Here is a 25,916-nt window from a genome sequence, read left to right as displayed (position 1 = left end):
GGAGGTCCTTCTTCGGTGCGGTCCCAATGGGAGGTCTTGGAAATGCGTTTGAAAGCAACTCTTGCCGGGGCGCTCGTCGCGACCCTGATGTCGGGTGCGGCGAATGCGGAGACGCTGCGCCTGCTGACCTGGGGCTCCTATGCGCCCGAGGAGGTGATCCGTCTGTTCGAGGAGAAATACCCCGATATCGATGTCGAGGTGACCTTCTCCAACAACGAGGAAATGATCGCCAAGCTGCGCGCCACCGGCGGCGCCGGCTTCGATCTGGCCCAGCCGAGCCATGACCGCATCTACGCCGTGCAGCTCGAATACGACATCTACAAGCCGCTCGACCTGTCGAAGATCGACACCTCCAACATGGAGCCGAAGCTGCTCGACGGCGTCAAGGCCAACACCACCATCGACGGCGGCGTCTATGCCGTGCCGCACCAGTGGGGCACGTCCGGCATCATGGTCGACAAGACCAAGGCGCCCGATCTGAAGAGCTGGGCCGATCTCTGCGATCCGGCGTACAAGGGCAAGACCTCGATGCGCCTGCGCCGCACGATCCTGCTCGGCACGGCCTTCGCCATGGGCGAGGACCCCTTCGCCACCTACGCGGATCTCGGCAAATACCAGGAACTGCTCGACAAGGTCGCCGACAAGCTGATCGCCTGCAAGGACAACATCAAGGCCTACTGGAAGGGCGGCGACGACCTTTCGGCGATGATGCTTTCGGGCGAGATCGTCGCCTCCGAGACCTGGGATTCCACTGCCTTCAAGCTTTACGGCGAGAACAAGAACATCGTCTTCGTGCCGCCGGCAACCGGCGCGCTCGCCTGGATCGACACGTTTGCGATCCCGCGCAAGGGCGAGGCGGACGATGCCGCCTACAAGTGGATCAACTTCGTGCTGCAGCCGGAGATCGTCAAGCTGATGTCGGCGAGCACCGGCGCGCTGGCCTCGATCAAGGGCGCCCAGGAACTGCTGCCGGAAGACAAGCAGGAAGCGGTCAAGGCGGCCTTCACCGCGGCCGATATCGACAATCTCAAGTTCTTCGCCAACATTCCTCCCGGTGTCGAGGACATGGAAGGCAAGACGCTGGAGAAGATCCAGGCGGCAACGTCCAACTGACGCAGATGTCCCGAATGACCCGGCGCGCAAGGCTTGCGTGCCGGGTCCCTTGGTTCCCCGGCTGGTCTCCTCCGGCGCCCCCGTGCGCGTCAGCCCCTTTGTGCCGGTGCCTGTCCGCAACAAGCGGCGCACGAACCGGCGTCCGCGATCCGAAGCAACCGAGCGAGCTCCCGCATGACATCGACCGCGCCCCATGACCTTGAATGCATCGGCGTTTCCAAGAATTACGGCTCCGTGCAGGCGGTCAGGGATGTGAGCTTCGAGATCCCCAACGGCTGTTTCTTCTCCATTCTGGGGCCTTCGGGCTGCGGCAAGACCACCTTGATGCGCATGATCGCCGGCTTCGAGGAGCCGGGTGCGGGCGATATCCGCATCAAGGGACGTTCGGTGCTGAACACCCCGCCGAACAAGCGCAACGTCAAGATGGTGTTCCAGCATCTGGCGCTGTTCCCGATGATGAATGTCTACGAGAACATCGCCTACGGCCTGCGCTGCAACCGGGTGCCCAGGGCCGAGATCGACCGCAAGGTCAAGGACGTGCTCGCCCGCATCGCGCTGCCGGATGTGGCGAACCGCGAGATCCACCAGCTCTCCGGCGGCCAGAAGCAGCGCATCGCCATCGCCCGCTGCATGGTCCTCGACCCGGACGTGCTGCTGCTCGACGAACCGCTTGGCGCGCTCGACCTGAAGCTGCGCGAGGCGATGAAGATCGAGCTGAAACTCTTGCAGCACCAGTTCAACACCACCTTCATCTACATCACCCACGACCAGTCCGAGGCGCTGGTGATGTCCGATTATGTGGCGATCATGAACAAGGGGCGCTTCGACCAGATCGGCACGCCCCAGGCGCTCTATCACAACCCGGACACGGCCTTCGTCGCCGGCTTTGTCGGCGACAGCAACCGCTGGTCGGGTCGCATCCTGTCGCGCTCGGGCGGGGCGGTGCGGGTCGAGACGCAGGGCGGGTTGCCGCTGGTGGGCGCCGCTGCCGGGCTTGGCCCGCTTGCCGAGGCGGGCGCGGTCGAGCTCTTCGTGCGGCCCGAATTCATCCGCGCCGAGCGTGCCGGCGAGGCGTTGCCGGACACGGACGGGCGCAATGTCATCGAAGGCAGGGTCGACAGCCTGCTCTTCAACGGCGCCAACAGCCGAGTGTTGGTGCGCGGTGCCCAGGACGCCCTGATCGAGGCCGACGTGGTGCTGACCGGCGGCCCGGAGGACTTGCGCCCGGGCGAGGCGGTGCGGCTGTCCTGGGCCCATGCCCAGACCCGCTGCTTTGCCGCGGAGAGCGCCGCATGACCAATGCCCGCGACATCAGGCGCTTGTCGCTGATCCTGCTCTTCGCGCCGTTCACGCTGTGGATCGTGCTGCTGATCGCGCTGCCGCATGCCGGCATGGTCGTGTTGTCGCTGCGCGAGAAGGTGGCGCCGCGCGTCTATGAATATGGCCTCGGCAACTACATCGATTTCGCCCAGGAGCCGATCTACTGGAACACGCTGATGCGCACCGGCTCCATGTCGCTGCTGGTCACCGCGCTCGCCCTCGTCATCGGCTTTCCCATCGCCTATTACATCGCCAAGATCGCCGGCAACCGGACCCGTGGCGCGCTGTTCCTGGTGATCCTGATCCCGCTCTGGGTGAGCGACCTGATCCGCGCCTTCGGCTGGATCCTGCTCCTGCGCGAGACCGGTGTCATCTCCTCGGCGCTGCAATGGAGCGGCCTGGCCGGCGGACCGGTCGAGTTCCTCTACTCGGACGCCACCGTGGTGATGGGGCTCGTCTACACGGTGATCCTGTTCATGATCGTGCCGCTCGTCTCCACCCTCGACGGCATGGACAACGCCATGATCGAGGCCGGCTACAATCTCGGCGGCAACGGTTTCACCGTGTTGCGCCGGATCATCATCCCCTACGCCATGCCCGGCATCGTCTCGGGCTGCATCGTCACCTTCATGCTGACGGCGGGCAGCTACCTGACGCCGATCCTGCTCGGCGGCAAGAATTCAAGCTGGTTCACCGAGCAGATCTACGACCAGTTCATCACCCGCTACAACTGGGAATCCGGGGCGGCCTTCGGCTTCCTGCTGCTGGCCTTCACCTCGCTCGTCGTCTGGCTCGGCCTGAAGCTGTCGGGGCAGAGCCTCGCCACCACAGTGGCGCGGAGCTGAGATCATGATCAACAGCGCGCGCCCCGGCCTCTTCCTCATCGGCTACCGGCTCTATCTGGCGGCCTTCTTCGTCTTCCTGGCGGCACCGCTTGTCGCCGCCGGCACTTTCGCCTTCAACGATTCCCTGTTTCCCGCGCTCCCCTGGCAGGGTTTCACGCTCGACTGGTTCTTCTCCGACACCGAACCCAAGCTCGGCATGTTCCATGACCGGCGGCTGCTGCGCGGGCTCTACTATTCCTTCGTCATCGCCACCTGCGTCTCGGCGCTGTCGGTGTTCGTGGGCACCTGCAACGCCTTCCTGTTCGTGCGCGGCAACTTCCCGGGCAAGAACGCGCTCTACATCGTGATGATCGTGCCGCTGGTCATTCCCGGCGTCATTCTCGGCATCTCGATCCTGGTGCTGGCGAGCACGGTAGCCAATTTCATCGAGACGACGACGGGGATCGAGCTCTCCTTCCTGAGGCCCGGCATCGTGCTGGTCGTGCTCGGGCAGTTCTCCTTCATCGTCACCATCACCTCGCTGGTGATCGTCGCCCGGCTGAAGAAGTTCGACATCGCCATGGAGGAGGCGGCCCTCAATCTCGGCGCCAGCCGGGCGCGGGTGCTCGCCACGATCACTCTGCCCTTCCTGCGCCCGGCGATGATCGCCGCCGGCATCGTCGCCTTCCTCGTCTCCTTCGAGAACTTCAACACCACGCTGTTCCTCGTCGGCTCCGAGGCGCCGCTCACGGTGACCATGTACGACCGCATGGTGAAGGTCGGCTCGACCCCGGTGCTGAATGCCGTATCCTTCGTCCTGATGCTCGGTTCCGGCCTGCTCGCGCTGGTCTCCATCGCGGTGCAGCGGGACAAGCCCGCTTCCTGAAGGCTCCTCCGCCGCCATGACAAAAGTCGACTTCATCATTGTCGGCGCCGGCTCGGCCGGCTGCGTGCTGGCCGACCGGCTCAGCGCCGGCGGACGCTACAGCGTGCTGCTGCTGGAGGCCGGCGGCAGCGACCTCAATTTCTGGATCTGGATGCCGATCGGCTACGGCAAGGCCTTCTACGACAAGCGCATCAACTGGATGTACACGACCGAGCCGGACCCGGGCCTTGGCGGGCGGACCTCCTACTGGCCGCGCGGCAAGGTGCTCGGCGGGTCGTCGTCGATCAACGCCATGGTCTATATCCGGGGCCAGCAGCAGGATTACGAAGACTGGAAGGCGATGGGCAATCCCGGCTGGGGCTGGGACGACGTGCTGCCCTGGTTCCGCAAGTCCGAGACCAACGATGCCGGCGCCGACGACTGGCGCGGCGGCGACGGGCCGCTCCACGTCGCCACCCTGGCGCGCGACCTGCACCCCATGTGCCAGACCTATCTCGCCGCCGGCGAACAGGCGGGGCTGAGGCGCAATCCCGACTTCAACGGCGCTGACCAGGAAGGCGTCGGGCTCTACCAGAACACGGCGAAGGGCGGGCTGCGCATGTCGGCGGCGCGCGCCTATCTGCATCCGGCAAGGCGGCGGGCAAACCTGCACGTTACGACGCATGCGCTGGCGACGCGGATCCTGTTCGAGGGCGCGCGCGCCACCGGCATCGAGTACATGCGCAAGGGCGAGCGGCGGACGGCGTTCGCCGCGCGAGAGGTGATCCTTGCCGCCGGCGCCGTGAATTCGCCGCAGCTGCTGCAGCTCTCGGGCGTCGGTCCGGCCGCGCTTCTCGCCGGAAAGGGCATCGAGGTCCTGCATGAGATGCCGGGCGTCGGTCGCCACCTGCAGGATCATTTGGGGCTCGACTATCTCTACCGCTCGAAGGTGCCGACGCTGAACCAGCAACTCCGCCCGCTGCGCGGCAAGCTCTGGCACGGGCTGCGCTATCTCCTGGCGCGGCGCGGGCCGCTGTCGCTTGGCGTCAACCAGGGCGGCGGCTTCTTCCGCACCAGGCCGGAGCTTGCCCGGCCGAACATGCAGCTCTTTTTCTCGCCGGTGAGCTACACGAAGGCCCCGCCGGGCAAGCGGCCGCTGATGAGCCCGGACCCGTTCCCCGGCTTCCTGCTCGGCATCCAGCCGACCCGGCCGACAAGCCGGGGCCATCTGGAAATCCGCTCCGCCGACCCGTTCGAGCCACCGGCGATCCACCCCAATTACCTGTCGACCAACCACGACCTGCAGGAGATGCTTGAGGGCGCGCGCTTCCTGCGCAAGCTTGCCGCAACGCCAGCCTTTGCCGACGTGATCGCGCAGGAGATCCTCCCCGGGCCGCAAGTGCAGTCGGCCGAGGATCTCGTCGCCGACATCCGCGCCCGTTCGGGCACCGTGTTCCACCCCGTCAGCACCTGCCGGATGGGCCCCGATCCGAAGGTGGACGTCGTCGACCAGCGTTTGCGGGTGCACGGGCTCGCGGGCCTGCGTATCGTCGACGCCTCGATCTTTCCCACGGTGATCTCGGGCAACACCAATGCGCCGGCGATCATGGTCGGGGAAAAGGGTGCGGACATGATCCTTGAAGACCACGCCAGCGACCGGACACCTCTTTGATGAGTGACATCTTCACCCCCGATTTCAAGCCGCATCCCTACTGGTGGGACGAGACGCCGCCGCCGGCCGCCGAAGCCGCGCACGCTCCCCTGCCGGAGCGCATCGACGTGGCGGTCATCGGCGCCGGCTATACCGGCCTCAACGCGGCGATCGCGGCGGCGCGCGCCGGCGCGAGCGTGCTGGTGCTCGACGCGGAGGCAGCCGGCTTCGGCTGCAGCACGCGCAATGGCGGCCAGATCTCCACCTCGGTCAAGCCGGATTTCGAAGCGCTCACCCGTCGCCACGGCCGAGACCGGGCGGCGGCGATCCTGAGGGAAGGGGAGGCCTCGCGCGACCATGTCGGCCGGCTCGTCGCGGAAGAGGGGATCGATTGCGGCTTTTCTGTCTGCGGCCGCTTCCATGGCGCGCATACGCCCGGCCGCTTCGAGGCGATGCGGCGTGAACTGGAGACGCCGCATCCGGTGCTCGACACCGGCGCCTACACCGTCGAGCGCGCCGACCAGCACGCCGAGATCGGTACCGACGCCTATTACGGCGGCGCCGTCTATCCGCGTGTCGCCAGCGTCGATCCGGGGCGCTACCACGCAGGGCTTCTGGACGTGGCGCAGCGCGCCGGCGCGCGGATCGTCTCCCGTTGCCCGGTCGCGGGGCTGGAGCGGGTGGCGGGCGGTTTCCGCCTGGCCACGGCGCGCGGCACGCTTTTCGCCGAGAAGGTGGTGCTTGCGACCAACGGCTACAGCGGACCGCTCAGCCCCTGGCACAGGCGGCGGGTGATCCCGATCGGCTCCTATGTGATCGCCACGGAGGAATTGCCACAAGCGCTGATGGACGAGGTGTTGCCGACAGACCGAATGCTCTGCGACACGCGCCGGGTTGTCTACTACTACCGGCCGTCGCCAGACCGCCGCCGCATCCTCTTCGGCGGGCGGGTGTCGCTCTCCGAGACGGACCCGAAAAAGAGCGCCGTCCGGCTGCATGACGAGCTGATCCGCCTGTTCCCGAGGCTGACCGGCACCCGCGTCTCGCATTCATGGGTCGGCTTCGTCGCCTACACGTTCGACGAGATGATGCATGTCGGCAATGACGAGGGGCTCCACTACGCCATGGGCTATTGCGGCTCCGGCGTCGGCATGGCGAGCTATCTCGGCATGCGCATCGGCCAGCAGGCGGCGGGTCTTGCGCAAGGGGCGACGGCCTTTGACGGGCTGGCCTTCCCAACCCGCCCCTTCTACACCGGCAATCCCTGGTTCCTGGGCCCGTCCGTCCTTGCCTATCGCCTGCTCGACCGGCTGGGGATCTAGCGGTCCGGTCGCCGGTCGGCGCCTGCCGGATGGCGAAACGCGGACCGGCCCCCCTTGACCTTCCAGTAAGTGGAAGGCTCACATGGGGGAGACGATCATCCAACGGGACGGCTGCCATGAATATCGGCGAGGCTGCGGCACATGCGAACCTGCCGCCCAAGACCATCCGCTATTACGAGGACATCGCGCTGATCCGTCCGGCGCGGGCCGCCAACGGCTATCGCGATTATTCGCAGACGGACGTGCATCGCCTGCGCTTCCTGCAAAGGGCGCGCAGCCTCGGCTTCACCATCGAGGAATGCCGCGCGCTGCTCTCGCTCTACGAGGACGAGCACCGGGCCAGTGCCGACGTGCGCGCCGTCGCCACCCAGAAGATCGGCGAGGTCGAGCGCAAGATCGCCGAGCTGCAGGGCATGAAGGCGACGCTCAAGCGCCTGGTCCAGTGCTGCCACGGCGACGAGCGGCCCGACTGTCCGATCCTCGAGGATCTTGCCGGCGGGCCCTTGCCGGAGACCGGCGCGACCCGGGCGCCGCGATGAGACACCGACTGCCGCTTGTTGCCGGCGCGGCGCTGCTGCTCGCCGCTGCCGGCGGCTTCTCCCTTCTTGTCGGTGGCGATGACACGGAAAAGACGGCGGCCGGCGCGCCGATGGCGCGGGTCGCCGTGCCGGAGCTTGCGGGCGTGGCGGCGCGGGGCAGGGACCTCTTCGATGGCGCTTGCGCCGTTTGCCACGGCGAGAACGCCGCCGGGCGTGCCGGCATCGCGCCGCCGCTTGTCCATGTGATCTACGAGCCGGCCCATCATGCCGATGGCGCGTTCCTCCTCGCCATCGCGCGCGGCGTGCGCCAGCACCACTGGAGCTTCGGCGACATGCCGGCCGTCCCGGATGTGACGCAGCAGGACGTCGCCGCGATCATCGCCTATGTCCGCGCCCTGCAGCGCGCCAACGGCATCTATTGAGACCGGCTGTCAGACGCCCAGATCAGACGCCCAGATAGGCCTCGCGCACGCGGTCGTCGGCCAGAAGGTCCGATCCCTTGCCTTCCATGGCGATCTCGCCCGTCTCGATGACATAGCCGCGCGTGGCGATGGAGAGCGCCGCGAAGGCGTTCTGCTCGACGAGGAAGACGGTCACCCCGTCCTCGCGGTTGAGCCTGGTGATGATCTCGAACACCTGGTCGACCAGCACCGGGGCAAGTCCCATCGACGGTTCGTCGAGCAGCAGCAGCTTCGGCCGGCTCATCAAGGCGCGGCCGATGGCCAGCATCTGCTGCTGTCCGCCGGAAAGCCCGCCTGCCGGGTTTTTCCGCCGTTCCTTCAGCACCGGGAAGAGGTCGTAGACCCGGGCGAGATCCGCCGCGATTTCGGCATCCTTGCGCAGATAGGCGCCGAGCCGGAGATTGTCTTCGATGGCGAGCGGGGCGAAGATCTGCCGTCCTTCCGGAACCTGGGCGATGCCGGCGGCAACCCGCGCATGCGGGCTTGCCCGGGAGATGTCCCGTCCCGCGAAGGAGAGGCCGCCGCCGCTCATCGGCTGGACGCCGGAGATGGTGCGCAGCAACGTGGTCTTGCCGGCGCCGTTGCCCCCGACAAGGGCGACGATCTCGCCAGCGTCCACCTGGAGCGAGACGCCGTGCAGGGCCTCGATCCGCCCGTAGGCGGAGCGCAGGCCGGAGACCTCAAGAAGCGGATCAGTCGAGCGCAAGATTGGCCTCCCGCGTTCCGTGGGTTCCAAGATAGGCCTCGATGACCTTCGGGTTGGAGCGGATATCGGTGGCAAGGCCCTCGGCCAGCATGCGACCCTGGTCGAGCACCAGGATCCGGTCGGAAATGCGCATGACGAGCTTCATGTCGTGCTCGACCAGAACGACCGCGACGCCCTCGTCGGCGATCTTGCGGATCAGCCGCTCGATCTCCTCGGTCTCGACCGGGTTGCAGCCGGCGGCCGGCTCGTCAAGCAACAGCACCTTCGGTTCGGCGGCGAGCGCCCGGGCGATCTCCAGCCGCTTCAGGGCGCCATAGGGCATGTTCGCCGCCGCCGTATCGGCATGGTCGGAAAGCCCGACCCGGGCGAGCAGCCGGTCGGCGTGTTCCGTGCTTTCCCGGTTCTGGCGGCCGGTGGAGGGCAGCGCCAGCAGGTGGGCGAGGAGCCCGCGCCTTTCCTTCAGGTGGCGGCCGACCATGACGTTTTCCCGCGCGCTCATGCGGAAGAAGACCTGCAGGTTCTGGAAGGTGCGCGACAGCCCGCGCGCCGCCAACAGGTTCGGCTCCAGCGCGGTTACGGTCTCGCCGGCGAGCCGGACGCTGCCCGTCTTCGGCTGGTAGACGCCGGAAACCAGGTTGAACAGCGTCGTCTTGCCGGCGCCGTTCGGGCCGATGATCGAGAAGACCTCGCCCGGGCTGGCGGTGAAGGAGACATGATCGACCGCCTTCACGCCGCCGAAGGAGATGCCGATCTCCTCGACCGCGAGAAGGGGCGTGGACGGGGCGTTCATTTGCGTCTCCCCGTAAGGAGGCTTGCAAGGCCGGGCACGATGCCGGAGCGCAGCACGATCATGATCACCATCATGATCAGGCCGAGCACCATGTGCTCGTAGTCGTGGAAGCTGGTCAGCACCTGCGGCAGCACGACGAGGATCGCCGCGCCCGCGACCGAGCCGAGGATCGAACCCATGCCGCCGAGCACGACCATCGTCACCAGTTCGATGGAATGCATGAAATTCGCCTTGTCGGGCGTGACGAAGCCGTTGACCAGGGCGAGCGCGGCACCTGCAACCGCGGCATAAACGGCGGAGATGACGAAGACGGTGAGCTTGGCCCGCGCCACGTCGATGCCGGCGACCCGGGCCGCGACTTCCGAATCGTGCAGTGCCCTGAGCGCCCGGCCCGTCGGGCTGGCGACGAGATTGCCGGCGATCCACGCGCCGATGACGAGAAGGCCGCCGGTGATCCAGTACCAGGTGTCGGCGCCGCGCACCCGCCAGCCCAGCAGCGTCAGCCGCTCCACCGGCATGCCGTCAGGCCCGCCCGTCAGCCAGGCCTCGTTGGAGATCGTCATGGCGATCAGCATGCCGAAACCGAGTGTGGCGACGGCGAGGTAATGCCCCTTGAGCCGCAGGATCGGCCGGCCGACGACATAGGCGAGGAGGCCTGCCGCCAGCGCCCCGGCGAGGGCGGCGAGCAGGGGATGCAGCGAGAACTGCGCCGGCAGCACGGCCACCGCATAGGCGCCGATGCCGAAGAAGCCGGCATGGCCAAGGCTCACCTGCCCGGCATAGCCCATCAAAAGGTTCAGCCCGATCACGGCGAGCGCGGAGATCCACACGAGAGCTGCGACCCGCAGATAGAAATTGGAGGGCAGGGCGAAGGACAGCCCGACCACCAGCACGGCCAGAACCAGCGGCACGGCGAAACGGGGCGCGAGGACGGTTTTCAGCATCACACGCGCTCCACGCTGGCCTTGCCGAACAGTCCGCCCGGCATGACGAACAGCACGGCGAGGATGACGATGAAGGCGATCGCGTCCTTGTAGGTGGAGGAAATGTAGCCGGCGCCGAACGCCTCCAGCAGGCCGACCGTGAGCCCGCCGACCACCGCCCCGAGCGGGTTGCCCATGCCGCCCAGCATGGCGGCGGCGAAGCCCTTCAGCGCCAGCAAGGTGCCGACATCGTAGCTGGTCAGGGTGATCGGCGTGACAAGGATGCCGGCGACGGCCCCGATCGCAGCGGAGAGCACGAAGGACAGGCCGACGACGAAGGAGGTGTTGATGCCGACGAGCCTGGCCGCCAGCCGGTTCGCCGCCGTCGCCAGCACCGCCTTGCCGAGCAGCGTGCGGTTGAAGAAGGCCCACAGCAGCACGACGATCACCGCCGCCCCGCCCAGCACCCAGAAGCTCTGCGGCAGGATGGCCGCCCCGCCGAAGGCAATCGGCGTGTCGCCGGAAAAGGAGGGGAGCGAGTGGAACTGCTTGTCGAAAACGACCTGTGCCAGCCCGCGCAGGAAAATCGAGGCGCCGATGGTGATGATGATCAGCGTCACGGCCGAGGCCCCGCGTGCCGGCTCGATGGCGAGCCGGTGCAGGAGCAGGCCGATGCCCATGGCGACCGCGATGGCAACGAGCGCTGCGAGCGGCAGCGGCACGCCTGCGGCCGCGACGAAGACCGTCGTCATGCCGCCGATCATGACGAACTCGCCTTGCGCGAAGTTCACGACGTCGGAGGCGTTGTAGATGATGGTGAAACCGAGCGCGACCAGCGCGTAGACCGCGCCGACGGTCAGGCCGGACACACAGAATTGCAGCAGTTCGGGCATGGGCTCGCCGTGTTGTTTCCCGCCCCGGGCCTTGTCCATGGCCGTCTGCCGGCCGTGTTGCTGGCCCGGATGCGGGAAGGGGACCGGTCGGGCCGCGCCGCGCGAGGGGAACAAGTCCCTTGGCGCGGCGCGGCCGTCATCGATGGGGCGCGGTTTACTCGGCCAGGGCCCAGTCGCCGCCCTTGATCTCGAGCATGCGGAAGGCCGTCAGGTCGAGGCCGAGATGGTCGTCCGCCGACATGTTGACGACGCCTGCCGTACCCATGAAGCCGGTGGTCTTCTCGATCTCGCCGCGGATCGCCTTCGGGTCTTCCGAGCCGGCCCGCTTCATCGCCTCGACGAGGATCATCAGCCCGTCATAGGCATGGCCGCCAAAGGTCGAGACCGGCTGGCCGGTGGCTTCCTCATAGGCCGCCTTGTAGTCGGCGACGACGGACTTCTGCGGGTCGCTGTCCGGCAGCTTGTCGGCAACGAGCAGCGCGGATGCCGGCAGGCGCACGCCTTCGGCCGCATCGCCGGCAAGCTCGATGAAGGACTTCGAGGCAACGCCGTGGCTCTGGTAGAGCGGCACGTCGATGCCGAGCTGCTTGTAGTTGCGGGTGACGATCGCCGGTCCCTGACCGAAGCCCGGGTTGACGACGGCCTGCAGGCCGGCCGCGTTCTTGATGTTGGTGAGCTGCGGCGTCATGTCGGAATCGCCGGGGCCGTAGGTTTCGTCGGCGACGATCTCGATGCCGTAGTCGCCCACCACCGACACGCACTGTTCGCGCATCGACTTGCCGAAGCCGCCGGTGCCCGAGATCAGGCCCACCTTGGCGAGGCCGCGCGCCTTCAGGTCGGCGAAGATCTTCTCGCAGGCCATCTTGTCGGTATGCGGCGTCTTGAAGGTGAACTCCTTCACCGGGTCGATGATAACGACGGCGCCGGCCAGCGAGATGAACGGGATGCCGGCATCCTCGAAGACCGGGATCATCGCCATCGTCGTGCCGGTGGTCGAACCGCCGACCACGGCGACGACCTCGTCGTCCTCCACGAGGCGGGTGGCGAAGGTGCGGGCCTTGTTGGCATCGGCACTGTCGTCATAGACGACGAGTTCCAGCTGCTTGCCGTTGACGCCGCCGGCCTCGTTGATCTTCGCCACATACATTTCCAGCGTCTTGGCTTCCGGATCGCCAAGGAACGAGGCCGGGCCGGTCACCGCCAGCGACGCGCCGATCTTGATCGTCTCGGCCGAGGCGGCAGTGCTCCAGGCGAAGGCCGCGCCGGCCAGAAGCGCCGCGCCGCCGAGATATTTTGCAAAACGAGCCATGGTTTCCTCCCAGGGGTATTGTTGCAGGTCTTTTTCGGTCTTTCGTCGGCGGCGGGGGACATGCCCCCGCCCGACCTACGCCGCGACCGGGCGGCGCATCGCGGCCACGCGGAAGCGGTTGGCGACGAACGCGCTGTCGCACAGACAGGCATTGCCGGCCGGGTTCGCTCCGGTGACGTGATAGTCGGAGAAGGCAGCGGACTGGTTGACGAAGATGCCGCCGGTCAGGTTGACGGAAAGCGCGACGCCCGCATCGGCGAAGGCATCCGCCGCCTTGTCGATCACGTCTTCCCGCGTCGCGTAGAGCGCCGCCGTGATCGCGCCTTTCGTCTTCGCCGAGGCCGAGGCCCTGGCGATGGCATCGTCGCTCCCGTCGGTGGCGATGACGAAGCTGATCGGGCCGAAGCGCTCCTCCAGATAGGCGGCCTCGTCCCTCGCGTCGACCGTGAGCATCAGCGGCGTTGCCGAGCGCGCTCCGTCCATGCCCTCGACTGTGCTGCTCTCGCGCAGCACCGTGCCGAGCTTGTGCGCGTCCGCGACGCGCTTGAGCGTTGCATCGCTCTGCACCGCGCCGAGCACGCCGGCGGCGCGCTGCGGATCGCCAAGCAGCTTGTCCATCGCGGTCCGGATCGCGCCGGCCACCTCGTCGAAGGATTTGTGCCCCTCGTCCGTCTCGATGCCTTCGCGCGGCACGTAGATGTTCTGCGGCGCGGTGCACATCTGGCCGGAATAGAGCGACAGCGAGAAGGCGATGTTGCCAGCCATGCCGCGCAGCGACTCCGTGCCGGTGACGACGATCGAGTTGACCCCGGCCTCTTCCGTGTAGACCAGCTTGCCCTTGGCGTTCTCGCGCACCCAGGCGCCGAAGGCGGGCGAGCCGGTGAAGTCGATGATGGCGACATCCGGATGGGTCGCCAACTCCTTGGTGACGGGCGCTTCCGCCGTGTCGGCGGCAAGCAGCAGCACGTTCGGGTCGAAACCGGCCTCGGCGAGCACCTCGCGGCCGATCCTCACCGTCAGCGCCAGCGGCAGGATCGCGCCCGGATGCGGCTTGACGATCACCGGATTGCCGGTGGCAAGGCTTGCGAAGAGGCCCGGATAGCTGTTCCAGGTGGGGAAGGTGGCGCAGCCGATCACCAGCGCCGGCCCGCGCGGGACGATGCGGAACTGCTTGTCGAGGACGAGCGGATCCTTCGGCCCTTGCGGCTTTTCCCAGCGCACATGGTCGGGGATGCGGCTCATCTCGTCATAGGCATAGGCGACGGCTTCAAGACCGCGGTCCTGCGCATGCGGGCCGCCAGCCTGGAAGGCCATCATGAAGGCCTGGCCGGACGTGTGCATCACCGCATGGGCGAAGAGGAAGCTCTGCGCGTTGATCCGCGCGAGGATTTCCAGGCACACGCCGGCGCGTGCCTCCGGCGTCGCCCGGGCCCAGCCGCGCATGGCGTCCTTCGCCGCCGCCACCGCCATGTCCGGCGTGATCGCAGGGTAGGAGATGCCAAGGTCGAGGCCGTAGGGGCTGATTTCGTGGCCGGTGCGCCCGCCGCTCGTCGGCTGATCCAGCTCGAACGGCTGTCCGACAAGCGCCTTGAACGCGGCTTCTCCATCCTCCTTGGCGGTCTCGCCATAGACCTTGCCGGACGGAATTTCCGGGTAGGCCGACCAGTAGCCGCGGCTGCGGATCGTCTCCACCGCCTTGTCGAGGGTCGCCTTGTGCCTGTCGAAAAATCCGGCCATGCCTGTCTCCCTGTGGCGCGCGGACCGGGCCTTACGCCTGCATGCCTCCCGTGTCCGGGGCTGCCGGCAGTCCTCCCGGCGGACGCGCCGCCTTTGTTTGCCCGCCTCCTGCGATGCGTGGCACCCGGCCTGTTCCCGGGGGCCCGGCGAGGGCGGGGCGGTTTGTTGGTCGCGGCGCGATTGACAGCGCCCGATTGACGATCATAATAATTAACCGACCGGTTGGTCAGTCAAGTGAAAAATCACGAGGCGACCGGTTCCGCGCTCCGCCGCCAGGCGGGGCAAGACGGAACGGCGCGACGGGGAGGGCGCATGCAAACCGAGACTTCTGCGGCACAAGGCGGGGAGCCGCCGGTTCTGGTCGAGCGCGACGGTGGCGTGCTGATCGTCACGCTGAACCGGCCGGACAAGCTCAATTCCTTCAACGAGGCGATGCACGCCGCCCTGCGCGAGGCGCTGGACGCGGCCGAGCGCGATCCGGACATCCGCTGCCTGCTCATTACCGGCGCCGGGCGTGGCTTCTGCGCCGGGCAGGATCTCGGCGATCGGGTGACGGCGCCGGGCGATGCGCCGCCGGATCTCACTCGCACCATCGAGGCCAACTACAATCCGTTGCTGCGTCGCCTCAAGGCGCTGCAAAAGCCCGTGGTCTGCGCGGTCAACGGCGTTGCCGCCGGTGCCGGGGCCAATATCGCGCTCGCCTGCGACATCGTGCTCGCTGCGCAATCGGCGAAGTTCATCCAGGCGTTCTCGAAGATCGGCCTTGTGCCCGACAGCGGCGGCACCTGGTCGCTGCCGCGCCTGGTCGGCCTGGCCCGGGCCAAGGCGCTCGCCATGCTGGCAACGCCGGTTCCGGCCGAACAGGCGGAAAGCTGGGGCATGATCTGGAAGGCGGTCCCCGATGCCGAACTGATGACCGAGGCCCGCCGTCTCGCCGGCGAGCTCGCCGCCGCGCCGACCTTCGGTCTCGGCCTGATCAAGCAGGCACTGGAAGCCTCGTCGGAAAACGACCTCGACACGCAGCTCGACCTTGAGCGCGACCTTCAGGGCCTTGCCGGCCGCTCGCCCGACTACGCGGAAGGCGTTGCCGCCTTCATGGGCAAGCGCGCGCCTGCCTTCACCGGCCGCCCGCCGGCAGGACACGCACCGGGAGACGATGCATGAGCGCTGCGGATATCACGCCGGGCGGCGCCCCGGACATGACCCCGGACGATCTGGCGCGCGCCTGCGCCGAGGCCATGTGGGCCGGCGACAAGGCAAGCCAGGGGCTCGGCATGGAGATCGTCGAGGTCGTCTCGGGCCGCGCCGTCATCGCCATGACGGTCACCGAGGCGATGGTCAATGGCCACGGCATCTGCCATGGCGGCTTCCTCTTCACGCTCGCCGACAGCGCCTTCGCCTTCGCCTGCAACAGTCACAACCAGAACACCGTCGCGAGCCATTGCGCGGTCTCCTTCCTGCGTCCCGGCCGTCTCGGCGAGCGTCTGGTGGCAACGGCCGTGGAGCGCTGGCGCGAGGGGCGTTCGGGCATCACCGATGTCACCGTCACCAACGGCGCCGGCGAGGTGCTGGCCGAGTTCCGGGGCAATTCCCGCACCATCAAGGGAACGTTGCTGCCTGCCGGTTAGGGCAACGGCGTTTCCGGTTTCACATGAACGGCAAGAAGCGGCCCGCAAAGCGGCCGCGCGCATCATCCGGGAGGATATCCATGCTCGATCTGGCACCCAAGCCGGGCGACCTCGACCCCATCGAAACCGCGTCCCGCGACGAAATTTCGGCGCTTCAGCTGGGCAGGCTGCAATGGTCGGTCCGTCATGCCTACGAGAACGTCGCCCACTACCGCAAGAGCTTCGACGAGGCCGGCGTCCATCCCGATGATATCCGGACGCTGGCGGACCTGGCGAAATTCCCCTTCACCCACAAGCAGACCCTGCGCGACAACTATCCGTTCGGCCTTTTCGCCGTGCCGCGCGAACAGGTGGTGCGGGTGCACGGGTCGTCGGGCACGACCGGCAAGCCGACCGTGGTCGGCTACACCAAGAACGACATCAGCACCTGGTCGACGGTGATGGCCCGCTCTCTGCGTGCCGCCGGCGCGCGCGCCGGCATGATCTGCCACGTCGCCTATGGCTACGGCCTCTTCACCGGCGGCCTTGGCGCCCACTACGGCGCGGAGGAGCTCGGCATGACGGTCGTGCCGATCTCCGGCGGCATGACCGAGCGCCAGGTCACCCTGATCGAGGACTTCAAGCCCGATGTCATCATGGTGACGCCATCCTACATGCTGGCCATCCTCGACGAGTACAAGGCGCGCGGCATCGACCCGCGTTCCTCCTCGATCCGGATCGGCGTCTTCGGCGCGGAGCCCTGGACCAATGCCATGCGCGAGGAGATCGAGCAGGCCTTCGACATGCACGCGGTCGACATCTACGGCCTCTCCGAGGTGATGGGGCCGGGCGTTGCCAATGAATGCGTCGAGACCAAGGACGGGTTGCACATCTGGGAGGATCACTTCTATCCCGAGATCATCGACCCGGTCACGGGCGAGGTGCTGCCTGACGGCGAGATGGGCGAACTCGTCTTCACCTCGCTGACCAAGGAGGCGATGCCAGTCATTCGCTACCGCACCCGCGATCTCACCCGCCTGCTGCCGGGCACGGCGCGCTCCATGCGCCGCATGGAGAAGGTGACGGGCCGCTCCGACGACATGATGATCGTGCGCGGCGTCAACGTCTTCCCGACGCAGATCGAGGAACAGCTGTTCCGCATCGACGGCCTTTCGCCGCATTACCAGGTGGAATTGACACGCAAGGGCCGGATGGACGAAATGACCGTCCACGTCGAGGCGCTTTCCTCCCATGCCGACGATGCGCAGCGGGCGGCTTCCGCCGCCGAGCTGAAGGCGCATCTGAAGAACGTGATCGGCGTCAGCGCGCGTGTCGCGGTGGCCGATCCGGGTGCCCTGGAGCGCTCCATGGGCAAGGCGAAGCGCGTCGTCGACAACCGGCCGAAGGACTGATAGGCAGGCCGGCCACCGACACAGAATGCGATTTTCCGCCGCGGGCACGGGCTCGCGGTGGTTCCGACGAGGGGATTTCGAGACATGGCACGCCCGCGCGCCGAGGACTACGATGACAAGCGCAAGGCGATCCTGAAGACGTCGGCGGAGCTCTTTGCCGAGCAGGGTTTCGACCGCTCCTCGATGAACCAGATCGCCACCGGCTGCGGCGTCTCCAAGGCGTTGCTCTATCACTATTACGCCAACAAGGACGCGCTGCTCTTCGACATCATCCGCGACCATCTCGACGAGCTGATCGAGGCGGTGGAGGAGGCGGTGGCGCCCGGTCTTTCGGGTGAGCAGCGGCTGCTTGCCTGCGTCTCGGCGCTGCTTGACGCCTATCGCGACGCCAATGCCGAGCACAAGATCCAGATCAACGAGATGAAGCGCCTTCCCCCTGCCCAGCAGGAGGAGCTGAAGGAGCGCGAACGTCGTCTCGTCGCGCTCTTTGCCGGCGCGCTCACCGATGCCGTGCCGGCGCTTGCCGCCGACGGGTCGGTGCTGCTCAAGCCGGTCACCATGAGCCTCTTCGGCATGGTCAATTGGCACTATCTGTGGTTCCGCGACGGCGGCCCGGTCAGCCGCGCCGACTATGCCCGCATCGCCACGCGCCTCATTCTCGACGGCGCCCGCTCGCTGTCGGCCTGACGGCGAACCGGACACCCGCTCCAGCGTCATCCCCCAATGTTGCCAACGACACGCGGGCGCATGCCCCCAACTCGGGCGTCATCTCCCGCACTGCCAGCGGCGCAGGGCGCATGCCTCCCACTCAGGCCTCACTCATCCCGGCATCGAGCGCACGCGCACGGCGCATGCCTCGCACTCAGGTGTCATCCCCGCCTCCGCGCGGGGATCCATTGGTAACCCCGGCAGGCGTGAAGGGTAGGGCGGTCGCTGCGGACGTGACGCGTTTCGCGAACGACGGCGGCAGCGGGGCGCCGCACCGTTCATGATCCCGTACCGGGTTCGATGGCGTCAGCGGACCATTATGCGACCGCCGAGCGGAGGGCGGTGATTGAAACCGGCCGCAACAGGCGCAAAAGTCCGGTCCGGCGAGGAATGGGCCGGTTCGTGCCTCAGCCGCCGGAGGAGGGGGCTGCCGGCCAGTTGCGGTCGCCTTCCGGCATCATGAACACCTGGCCCGGATAGATCAGGTCCGGATTGCGGATCTGGTCCTTGTTGGCCTGGTAGATCGTCGTGTAGCGCACGCCCTCGCCATAGCGGCGCTGCGAGATGGTCCACAGGTTGTCGCCGGTGCGGATGATGATGCTGGGGATCGCCCGCGTGCCGGTGCTGGCGCTGTCGCCCGACCCGCCCCCCGCCGTGCCGCTCAGCGCGACCGGGCGCAGGACCACGGCATCGGCCTCCTTCTCGAAGGTGACCTCGGCCCGCGCCACGACGGCGCCGTCGCCCGGCTTCACCTGGTCGACCCGCACGGCGACTTCGCCCGGCTTCACCTCGCCCTGCGTTTCCAGCAGCCAGCGGCCGCCGGAATCGGTCTTTGCCTCGCCGACAAGCTTGTTGTCGACATAGACGCGAACGTCGCTGTTGGGCTCGCCCGCGCCGGCGACGAAGACCTTGTCCTTCTCCGTCTCCACCGCCTCGACCGTGACGGGAACTGCCGCGCCGCCCGTGCCTTCGCCGGGTGCCTTGGCGATGGCGGAGGGAGTATCGGCGGGGGAAGGCGTGTCGCTGGCCGTTGCTGTCGCGGTGCCGCTTGCGCCCGCGGGCGCTGCGCCGGAGGTCGCCGGCCTGTCCTGCGCACCGGCATCGGCTGTCTGCGTTGCCGTCGTTCCGGAAGCCGGAGCAGTGCCTGCCGGGTTGCCGGTTGCCGGGTTGCTGGCCGTCTGCGTGTCGTCGGGCCCGGTGCCGCCCGTCGGGGCATCGGCCGTCTGCGTGTCGGTTGCCGGCTGGTCCGTTGCCGGCGCACCCGCCTGCGCGGTCGTGGCGGTATCGCTCCCGTCCGCCGTCGCGGCTGCGTCCTGCGTGGGGCTCGCCATCGGTGCCGTGGACTGCGCATCGCCGCCGGCATTGGGGCCGGCATCGGCGACAATCGTTGTGCCGTCGCCCTGGCTCGTCCCGCCCTGGGGCGTTGCGCCGCCCGCCGGTGCGCCGACATCGGCGATCTGCGGCTTCTGCAACACCTGCGAGGGCGCGCCCGGCTCGTTCAGCATGACCAGCACGTCGCCATCGGCGGTCTCGGGCACGGAGACGGCCATCGACTGGGTGGACGCGCCAAGCGTCGCGCCGCTCTGGTCGCGGGTTTCCAGCGTCACAGCATGGGCGCCGGGGGCGAGCGGTTCGTCGAGAACGATGGCGAATTCGCCCGAGGCGTTGGCAATGCCCTTGCCCACGACCTTGCCGTTGGAAAGCAGCGCCACGATGGCGCCGGCCTCGGACTGGCCCGCGACGACGGCCGAGCCGTCCTTCTCGACGCGCATCAGGTCGAAACTGGGGACCTTGCCGGCATCCGCCGTCGCCTGCTCCTTGTCGCCTTCGCCGGTCGGCGCGGGGGCGGTGGTCTCCGTCGCGGTTCCGGCGGCCGGCGCATCGCTGCCGGGCGCCTGTACGCTCTCGCCGCCCGAGGGGGTGGCGGTTTCGCCCGGTGCCTGCACGCTCTCGCCGGGCGTCATGTTCGCCCGCTGCCAGAACATGTAGCCGAGCCCGCCGGCGCCGACGACGCCTGCCAGAACGAGCAGTTGGATGACCAGTTTCCGCGTCATGAAGACCCTGCGCTCCCCGCGATTCTCCCCACTGGCTCAGAATATGTGCCAGTCGCCCCGAAATTCCACAGAATGGTTATACGCTAAAGCCCGAGCCGGCAAGCAAGCGGGGGCCGCTCCCCGCCTGTCGGCGCCGCGACGGCTTGACCCGGCGCGATGCCGGTTGCACATCTAGCCTCATGACAAAACCCGATCTTCCTCGCGGCGACGAAGCCACCGCTCCTCGCCTGAAATCCGTCTGCGTCTATTGCGGCACCGGCGAGGGCGTCGATCCCGCCTATATGCAGGCCGCCACCGGGCTCGGCCGTATGCTCGCGGCAGAGGGAATCGGCCTCGTCTACGGCGGCGGCTCCCTCGGCCTGATGGGCGCGGTCGCGAATGCCGCGCTGGAGGCCGGCGGCCACGTCACCGGCGTCATTCCCGCCTTCCTGGAGGAGCGCGAGGTGATGATGCAGGAGGTCAGCGAACTCGTCGTCACCAGCGACATGCACGAGCGCAAGCGGACGATGTTCGAGCGCGCCGACGGTTTCGTCGCGCTGCCCGGCGGCATCGGCACGCTTGAGGAGGTTGTGGAGATGCTGACCTGGGGCCAGCTCGGCCAGCACTGCAAGCCGGTGGTGCTCGCCGATATCGGCGGCTTCTGGCGGCCGCTGGTCGACCTGCTCGCGCACATGCGCGGCGAAGGGTTCATTCGCGCCGGTTTCGAGGTCGATTACCGGGTCGCCAACAGCGTCGCCGAGATCCTTCCCGCCCTGCACCGGCCGGCCGGTGCAGGCGAGGGGGCAACGGAAGCGGGCGTCGCCGATCTCGAAAAGCTCTGATCGGAAGGCCTGGAGCCCGCGCCTGCAAGGCGCTGGTCTCGCCCAGCAAAAAGGGCCCGCAGGTTTCGCCTGCGGGCCCTTTTCATGTCATTCGGCTGCCTGGGGCAGCGTGTCCGGCGGGATCCTCGGCGGATCCTTGCGCGGCCCGATCGAGGTGACGGTGGCAGTCCCCGGTGCGCCGAAGGCGGCCGAAGCCGGTGTTGCCGGGGCGGCGGGGGTTTCGCGTGTGCCCGGTGCAGTGCCCGCAGTCGCCGCCCGCGCCGGCACCACCAGGTGCCGCCCGAACAGCTTTTTGGCCAGATAAGCCCGGACCACGTACCACAGATGAGCCAGGAACGATCCGGCCCTTCGGGCGGTCGCGCCCCACACCGTCGGCAGTGCCAGCATGGTCGGGATGACGATCAGCGTCAGGATCGTGGCGAAGGCCAGCCCCGAGATGATCGCGGTCGACAGCTGCACCCACCACACGGCGGTGATCGATCCCTTGGCGATGACCCTTTCGAAGAAGTCGAAATTGATCTGCGTCGCCATCGGGATCAGGCCGGCGATGGTGGTCGTCGTGGTCAGGAGCACCGGCCGGATACGCTGGGCCGAGGTCTTGAGCACGGCTTCCACCGGCTCGATCCCGTCCTCACGGAACCGGTTGTAGGTGTCGATCAGCACGATCGCGTTGTTGACGACGATGCCCGCCAGCGCGACGACGCCCGTTCCCGTCATGATGATCGAGAACTTCTGCCCCGTCAGCGCCATGCCGAGCAGCACGCCGAACACCGACATGACCACCGTCGAGAGGGTGAGGAAGCTCTGGTAGAAGCTGTTGAACTGCGTCACCAGGATGATGAACATCAGGAACAGCGATCCGACCATCGCCTTCATCAGGAACTCGCCGGACTCCTTCTGGTCCTCGTCCGCGCCGCGGAACTTGAGGAAGATGTTGTCCGGCCAGCTCTGCGTGTCGAGCCAGGCCTGCAACTCCTGCACCTTGTCGTCCGGCGTCAGCGGCCGTGTCACGCCCTCCGCCGTGGTGATGGTCTCGGTCGGGATGATGTTCGCCTTCACGTCCATCGCATAGAGCCCGTCGCGGCGGGTGATCGAGGTCACCTTCTGCTGCGGCGCCCGGTCGATGAAGTTGGAAAGCGGCACCTGGCCGAGCGGTGTCTGGAGGCGCAACGAGTCGAACCGGTCGAGCGTGCGCTCCGCCTCGGGCAGGCGGACGCGAATGTCCACCTCGTCCTCGGAATCGTCCGGCCGGTACTTGCCGATCAGCACGCCGTTGGTGACGAGCTGCACCATCGAGCCGACAGAGCCGATGCCGGCCTGGAACCGGCCCGCCTGCTCGCGGTCGATGGAGATCTGCCATTCGATGCCGGGCAGTGGCCGGCTGTCCTCGTGGTCCTGCAGGCCGCTCATCGTGTCGAGATGATTGCGCACCTTCGCGACCGCCGCGGTCAGGTCGTCATAGCTGGTCGAGGTGATCTGCAGCCGGACGTCCTTGCCGGTCGGCGGGCCGCCCTCGATCTTGCGCACTTCCACCTTGATGCCCGGCAGCGGTGCCGTGCGTTCGCGGATCTCGGCGAAGATGTCCTCCGCCTTGCGCCGGCAGCAATAGTCGGCAAGCTCGATATTGAGCTCGGCGATCACGTCCGCCGGCTTGTCCTGGGCGCCGCCCAGCATTCCGCCGCCGGTCGAGCCGCCCGCCGTGGTCACCGCCATGACGACATTCTTGATGCCGGCGACCTGAAGCACCTCGCGTTCCACGTCGTCGACGAGATCGAGTGCCTCGCGGGCCGAGAAGTTGCCGCGTGCGGAGACCAGCACGACAGCCGATGGCGGCTCCTCCTCGACGAAGAACTCGACGCCCTGCGCGTTCTGCATGAAGTAGGCGAAGATGCCGCCGGACAGGACCACCAGCGCGACGAGGGTCACGACGTTGCCGAGCGGTGTGCCGGCGCAAAAGCGCAGCAGCCGCACATAGACGCCGGTCGCCCCGCCCACCTTGTTGGCGTCGAACTGCTCGCCCGCCGACAACAGCTTGGCTTCCGCCTGCTCCTGCTCCGCCATGCGCTCGGCGCGCCGGCGCGACATGCGCACCAGCGGTGAAAGAGCGCGATGGGCAAGGACGCCGACGACGAGGCCGAGCACGACCCCGAGCGGGACCAGCATGGCCGCCGGCACGGCAAAGGGCAGGGCGCCGCCCGCACCCGATACCGCCACCGCTACGCCAAGGCCGATCATGCCGGCGAGGATCCACTCCGCGTTGCGGCCCGTCCACGAGATCATGCCCGACAGGACGGCACCGGTTGCCGGCAGGAAGACGAGCGCCGTCAGCAGCGAGGCCGACAGCACGATGATCACCATGATCGGCAGGTAGCTCATGAACTCGCCGGCGACGCCCGGCCACAGCAGCATCGGCAGGAACGCGGCGAGCGTCGTCGCCGTCGACGAGACGATCGGCCAGAACATCAGCTTCGAGGCGCGGATATAGGCTTCCTGCGCCTCCATGCCCTCGGCGATCTTGCGGTCCGCGTACTCGACCATGACGATGGCGCCGTCGACCAGCATGCCGACGGTCAGCACCAGGCCGAACATCACCATCGTGTTCACGGTCATGCCGATCGCCGACAGGATCAGGAAGCCGACCATGAAGGAGGCCGGGATCGAGATGCCGACGAGGATCGCCGATTTCGGTCCGAGCGCCCAGACCACCAGGATCATCACCAGGAAGATCGCGGTCAGGATCGACGACTGCAGCGAGCCGAGGATCTCGAAGATGCTTTCCGACTTGTCGAGGATGTAGTCGATGCGGATCGAGGACGGCCAGTCCTTGGTCGCGGTCTCGACCACCTCGCGCACGGCGGCGTTGTTCTCGATGATGTTGGTGCCCTTGCGCTTCACCACGTTGAGGGTGATCGCCGGGTGGCCGTTGACGCGGGTATAGGTCTCCGCGTCCTTGAAGGTGCGGTGGACCTCGGCAATATCGCCGAGCGTGACGACGCCTTCGCCGCTCTGCTTGATCGGCAGCGAGTAGACATCCTCCGCGGTCTCGACGAGGCCGGGCACCTTGACGTTGAAGCGGCCCCGGCCGTTGTCGAGGAAGCCGGCCGGCACCAGCTGGTTGTTCTGCGATAGCGAGGTCAGCAGCTCCTGCTGGGTCACCTGGTAGGATTCCAGCTTCATCGCGTCGATGACGACCTCGAGCAGTTCCTCCCGGTGACCGGAAAGATCCGCCGACAGCACGGTCGGCACCGCCTCGACCTGGTCCTTCAGCCGCCTTGCGTGGCGGTAGAGCGTGCGCTCGGGCACCTCGCCCGACAGCGCCACGAAGATCGTCGGCTGCAGCGCGAAATTGGTCTCGACGATGGTCGGTTCCTCGGCCTCGGCGGGCAGTTCCGCCTTGGCCTGGTCGACCTTGTCGCGGACATCGGCGAGCGCCTTGTCCTTGTCGAAGTCGATATCGAACTCGAGGATCACGCCCAGATGGCTCTCGGCGGAGATCGTGGTGATCTCCTTCAGGCCGTCGAGGCCGCGCAAAGCCGTTTCCATCGGCCGCGCCAGCAGGCGCTCGGCGTCCTCGGGCGAAATGCCCTGCTGGCTCACCGAGACGTAGAACACCGGGATGTCGATGTCCGGGTCGGCCTCTTTCGGCACGCCGATATAGGCCATGACGCCTGCGGCGACCATGACGACCATCAACGTGAGAACGGTTCTCGGTCGGCGCAGAACGCCTTCGAGCATGGAAATCATTGCTTGGCCTCCACCATGGTCACCACCGGCTCGACCGTCTGTCCCTCGGTCACGTAGTCCTGCCCGGCGGTGATCAGCCTGAGCGTCTCGGGCAGTCCGGAAACCCAGAGCCCGTCGGTGTCGCCGCCCAGCACCTTGACCGGGTGGAAGACGACCTTGTTTTCCTCATCGACGGCGCGCACGCCCAGCGTGCCGGCATCGTCCAGCGTCAGCACGCCGGAGCTCAGCCGGTGCGCCTGCTGTTCGCTCAAGGGCACCCGCGCGGTGGCGGTGATGCCGTCGCGAATGGCGCCGTCCTTGTTGTCGATCTCGACCTCGACGCGGAACGTGCGCGTGGCCGGGTCCGCGGCCGGCGCGATGTAGCGGATCGCGCCCGTGGCTGTGTCGCCGGTCACCAGTTCCACCTCGGCCTGCTGGCCGAGTTCCAGCTTGCCGATGTCGCGCTCCGACACCTGGCCGATCGCCAGGATCGGGTCGGCGTCGATGATCGTGGCGCAGATGCCGCCGACCGCCAGCACCGTGCCGGTCTTGACCATCGGGCTCTCGACGACGCCGGAGATCGGCGCCTTGATGATCGTGCGCGACAGCTCCAGCTCGTTCTCCTCGAGGCGGGCCTTGGCCGCGTCCATCGCCGCCTTCAGCGCGGCGACGCGGGTCTGGGCGGTGAAGCCCTTGTCCTTGAGCTGCGAGGCGGCGGTGTGGTCCAGTTCGGCCTGGGCGAGCTGTGCCTTGGTTTCCAGCACCTTTGCCTCGCGCGCGCCCTTGTCGAGCACGCAAAGGACGTCGCCCTTCGCCGCGCGCTCGCCTTCGTTCACCCGGCGCTCGGCGACCCGTCCGTCGGTCTCCGCCCGCACTTCGACCTTGGCGTCGGCTTCCGTGCGTCCGCGGATCACCAGCATCGACCGGCGCGGCTCGGCCGACATCTGGCGCACCGACACCTTGAACAGCGTCTTGTCGGCCTCTTCGCGTTGCTCGGAGAGCGGCGGCTGGGCGTTGGCGGCGTCGGCCCGGCCGCCTTCCACATAGGTTCCGGTCCACATCCAGCCCGCGACGGCGGCAGTGATGCCAACGGCGAGAATGTGGGAGAAGCGGATCTTCATTCGGTCAGTCTCCGGGC

22 protein-coding genes are annotated in these 25,916 nt (G+C 67.6%); 13 read left to right on the top strand and 9 right to left on the bottom strand.

The genetic code is table 11. The features are described from left to right. The first annotated feature begins 42 nt into the window (after window positions 1–42). From RBB46_RS17400 to RBB46_RS17365, 8 genes are all read left to right on the top strand, one after another. Window positions 43–1,113 (top strand): extracellular solute-binding protein, encoded by a 1,071-nt coding sequence (locus RBB46_RS17400; protein ID WP_306030284.1) that lies wholly within the window; start codon window positions 43–45, stop codon window positions 1,111–1,113. 174 nt (window positions 1,114–1,287) lie between these two features. Continuing rightward, on the top strand, window positions 1,288–2,409 hold the full coding sequence (locus tag RBB46_RS17395; protein ID WP_306030283.1) for an ABC transporter ATP-binding protein: 1,122 nt from the start codon (window positions 1,288–1,290) through the stop codon (window positions 2,407–2,409). Beyond that, window positions 2,406–3,278, top strand: coding sequence for an ABC transporter permease (locus tag RBB46_RS17390; protein WP_306030282.1), 873 nt, complete (start codon window positions 2,406–2,408; stop codon window positions 3,276–3,278). The genes RBB46_RS17395 and RBB46_RS17390 overlap by 4 nt, the downstream gene beginning before the upstream one ends. Before the next feature lie 4 nt (window positions 3,279–3,282). Continuing rightward, window positions 3,283–4,143, top strand: a complete 861-nt coding sequence (locus tag RBB46_RS17385) for an ABC transporter permease (RefSeq protein WP_306030281.1) — start codon at window positions 3,283–3,285, stop codon at window positions 4,141–4,143. A gap of 16 nt (window positions 4,144–4,159) precedes the next feature. Then, on the top strand, window positions 4,160–5,794 hold the full coding sequence (locus RBB46_RS17380) for a GMC family oxidoreductase (protein ID WP_306030280.1): 1,635 nt from the start codon (window positions 4,160–4,162) through the stop codon (window positions 5,792–5,794). Then, window positions 5,794–7,095 (top strand): FAD-binding oxidoreductase, encoded by a 1,302-nt coding sequence (locus RBB46_RS17375; protein WP_306030279.1) that lies wholly within the window; start codon window positions 5,794–5,796, stop codon window positions 7,093–7,095. The genes RBB46_RS17380 and RBB46_RS17375 overlap by 1 nt, the downstream gene beginning before the upstream one ends. Window positions 7,096–7,211: 116 nt before the next feature. After that, window positions 7,212–7,634: a Cu(I)-responsive transcriptional regulator gene (gene cueR, locus RBB46_RS17370; protein ID WP_306030278.1), complete on the top strand. Its 423-nt coding sequence runs from the start codon at window positions 7,212–7,214 to the stop codon at window positions 7,632–7,634. Beyond that, entirely contained in the window at window positions 7,631–8,056 is a 426-nt protein-coding gene (locus RBB46_RS17365; RefSeq protein WP_306030277.1) for a cytochrome c, read from the top strand. The genes cueR and RBB46_RS17365 overlap by 4 nt, the downstream gene beginning before the upstream one ends. Window positions 8,057–8,078: 22 nt before the next feature. Here the strand turns inward: RBB46_RS17365 and RBB46_RS17360 are convergent, their stop codons facing one another. The 6 genes from RBB46_RS17360 to paaN all read right to left on the bottom strand — a co-directional run bounded on the left by RBB46_RS17360 (window position 8,079) and on the right by paaN (window position 14,453). Next, complete coding sequence (locus RBB46_RS17360) at window positions 8,079–8,801, bottom strand: ABC transporter ATP-binding protein (RefSeq protein ID WP_306030276.1); 723 nt, start codon at window positions 8,799–8,801, stop codon at window positions 8,079–8,081. After that, a complete protein-coding gene (locus RBB46_RS17355) occupies window positions 8,788–9,591 on the bottom strand; it encodes an ABC transporter ATP-binding protein (protein ID WP_306030275.1) in 804 nt (267 codons plus the stop codon). Before RBB46_RS17355 ends, RBB46_RS17360 begins: the two co-directional genes overlap by 14 nt. Beyond that, a complete protein-coding gene (locus tag RBB46_RS17350; RefSeq protein WP_306030274.1) occupies window positions 9,588–10,535 on the bottom strand; it encodes a branched-chain amino acid ABC transporter permease in 948 nt (315 codons plus the stop codon). The genes RBB46_RS17355 and RBB46_RS17350 overlap by 4 nt, the downstream gene beginning before the upstream one ends. Beyond that, a complete protein-coding gene (locus tag RBB46_RS17345) occupies window positions 10,535–11,407 on the bottom strand; it encodes a branched-chain amino acid ABC transporter permease (RefSeq protein WP_306030273.1) in 873 nt (290 codons plus the stop codon). Before RBB46_RS17345 ends, RBB46_RS17350 begins: the two co-directional genes overlap by 1 nt. Window positions 11,408–11,561: 154 nt before the next feature. Further along, window positions 11,562–12,716, bottom strand: a complete 1,155-nt coding sequence (locus RBB46_RS17340; protein ID WP_306030272.1) for an ABC transporter substrate-binding protein — start codon at window positions 12,714–12,716, stop codon at window positions 11,562–11,564. Between the two features lie 75 nt (window positions 12,717–12,791). Beyond that, window positions 12,792–14,453, bottom strand: coding sequence for a phenylacetic acid degradation protein PaaN (paaN, locus tag RBB46_RS17335; protein WP_306030271.1), 1,662 nt, complete (start codon window positions 14,451–14,453; stop codon window positions 12,792–12,794). Between the two features lie 312 nt (window positions 14,454–14,765). Between paaN and paaG the strand changes: the two genes are divergently transcribed. The 4 genes from paaG to RBB46_RS17315 all read left to right on the top strand — a co-directional run bounded on the left by paaG (window position 14,766) and on the right by RBB46_RS17315 (window position 18,159). Continuing rightward, a complete protein-coding gene (gene paaG, locus RBB46_RS17330) occupies window positions 14,766–15,617 on the top strand; it encodes a 2-(1,2-epoxy-1,2-dihydrophenyl)acetyl-CoA isomerase PaaG (protein ID WP_306030270.1) in 852 nt (283 codons plus the stop codon). Continuing rightward, entirely contained in the window at window positions 15,614–16,081 is a 468-nt protein-coding gene (gene paaI / locus RBB46_RS17325) for a hydroxyphenylacetyl-CoA thioesterase PaaI (protein WP_306030269.1), read from the top strand. Before paaG ends, paaI begins: the two co-directional genes overlap by 4 nt. Before the next feature lie 80 nt (window positions 16,082–16,161). Continuing rightward, window positions 16,162–17,472, top strand: coding sequence for a phenylacetate--CoA ligase PaaK (gene paaK / locus RBB46_RS17320; protein WP_306030268.1), 1,311 nt, complete (start codon window positions 16,162–16,164; stop codon window positions 17,470–17,472). An 84-nt stretch (window positions 17,473–17,556) separates the two neighbouring features. Continuing rightward, window positions 17,557–18,159: a TetR/AcrR family transcriptional regulator gene (locus RBB46_RS17315; RefSeq protein WP_306030267.1), complete on the top strand. Its 603-nt coding sequence runs from the start codon at window positions 17,557–17,559 to the stop codon at window positions 18,157–18,159. A gap of 428 nt (window positions 18,160–18,587) precedes the next feature. Here RBB46_RS17315 and RBB46_RS17310 read toward each other — a convergent pair whose 3' ends face one another. After that, window positions 18,588–20,234: an Ig-like domain-containing protein gene (locus tag RBB46_RS17310; RefSeq protein WP_306030266.1), complete on the bottom strand. Its 1,647-nt coding sequence runs from the start codon at window positions 20,232–20,234 to the stop codon at window positions 18,588–18,590. A gap of 179 nt (window positions 20,235–20,413) precedes the next feature. On the opposite strand from RBB46_RS17310, the gene RBB46_RS17305 reads away from it, so the two are divergent. Continuing rightward, a complete protein-coding gene (locus tag RBB46_RS17305; protein ID WP_306030265.1) occupies window positions 20,414–21,055 on the top strand; it encodes a TIGR00730 family Rossman fold protein in 642 nt (213 codons plus the stop codon). 87 nt (window positions 21,056–21,142) lie between these two features. Here RBB46_RS17305 and RBB46_RS17300 read toward each other — a convergent pair whose 3' ends face one another. Next, complete coding sequence (locus tag RBB46_RS17300) at window positions 21,143–24,799, bottom strand: efflux RND transporter permease subunit (protein WP_306030264.1); 3,657 nt, start codon at window positions 24,797–24,799, stop codon at window positions 21,143–21,145. Then, window positions 24,796–25,899: an efflux RND transporter periplasmic adaptor subunit gene (locus tag RBB46_RS17295; RefSeq protein ID WP_306030263.1), complete on the bottom strand. Its 1,104-nt coding sequence runs from the start codon at window positions 25,897–25,899 to the stop codon at window positions 24,796–24,798. The genes RBB46_RS17300 and RBB46_RS17295 overlap by 4 nt, the downstream gene beginning before the upstream one ends. Window positions 25,900–25,916 lie beyond the last annotated feature (17 nt).

The organism is Stappia sp. MMSF_3263 (assembly GCF_030733745.1).
Classification (GTDB): Bacteria; Pseudomonadota; Alphaproteobacteria; order Rhizobiales; family Stappiaceae; genus Stappia.
Note: the sequence above shows the minus strand (reverse complement) of the source record. Positions and strands in the feature narration are given on the sequence as shown.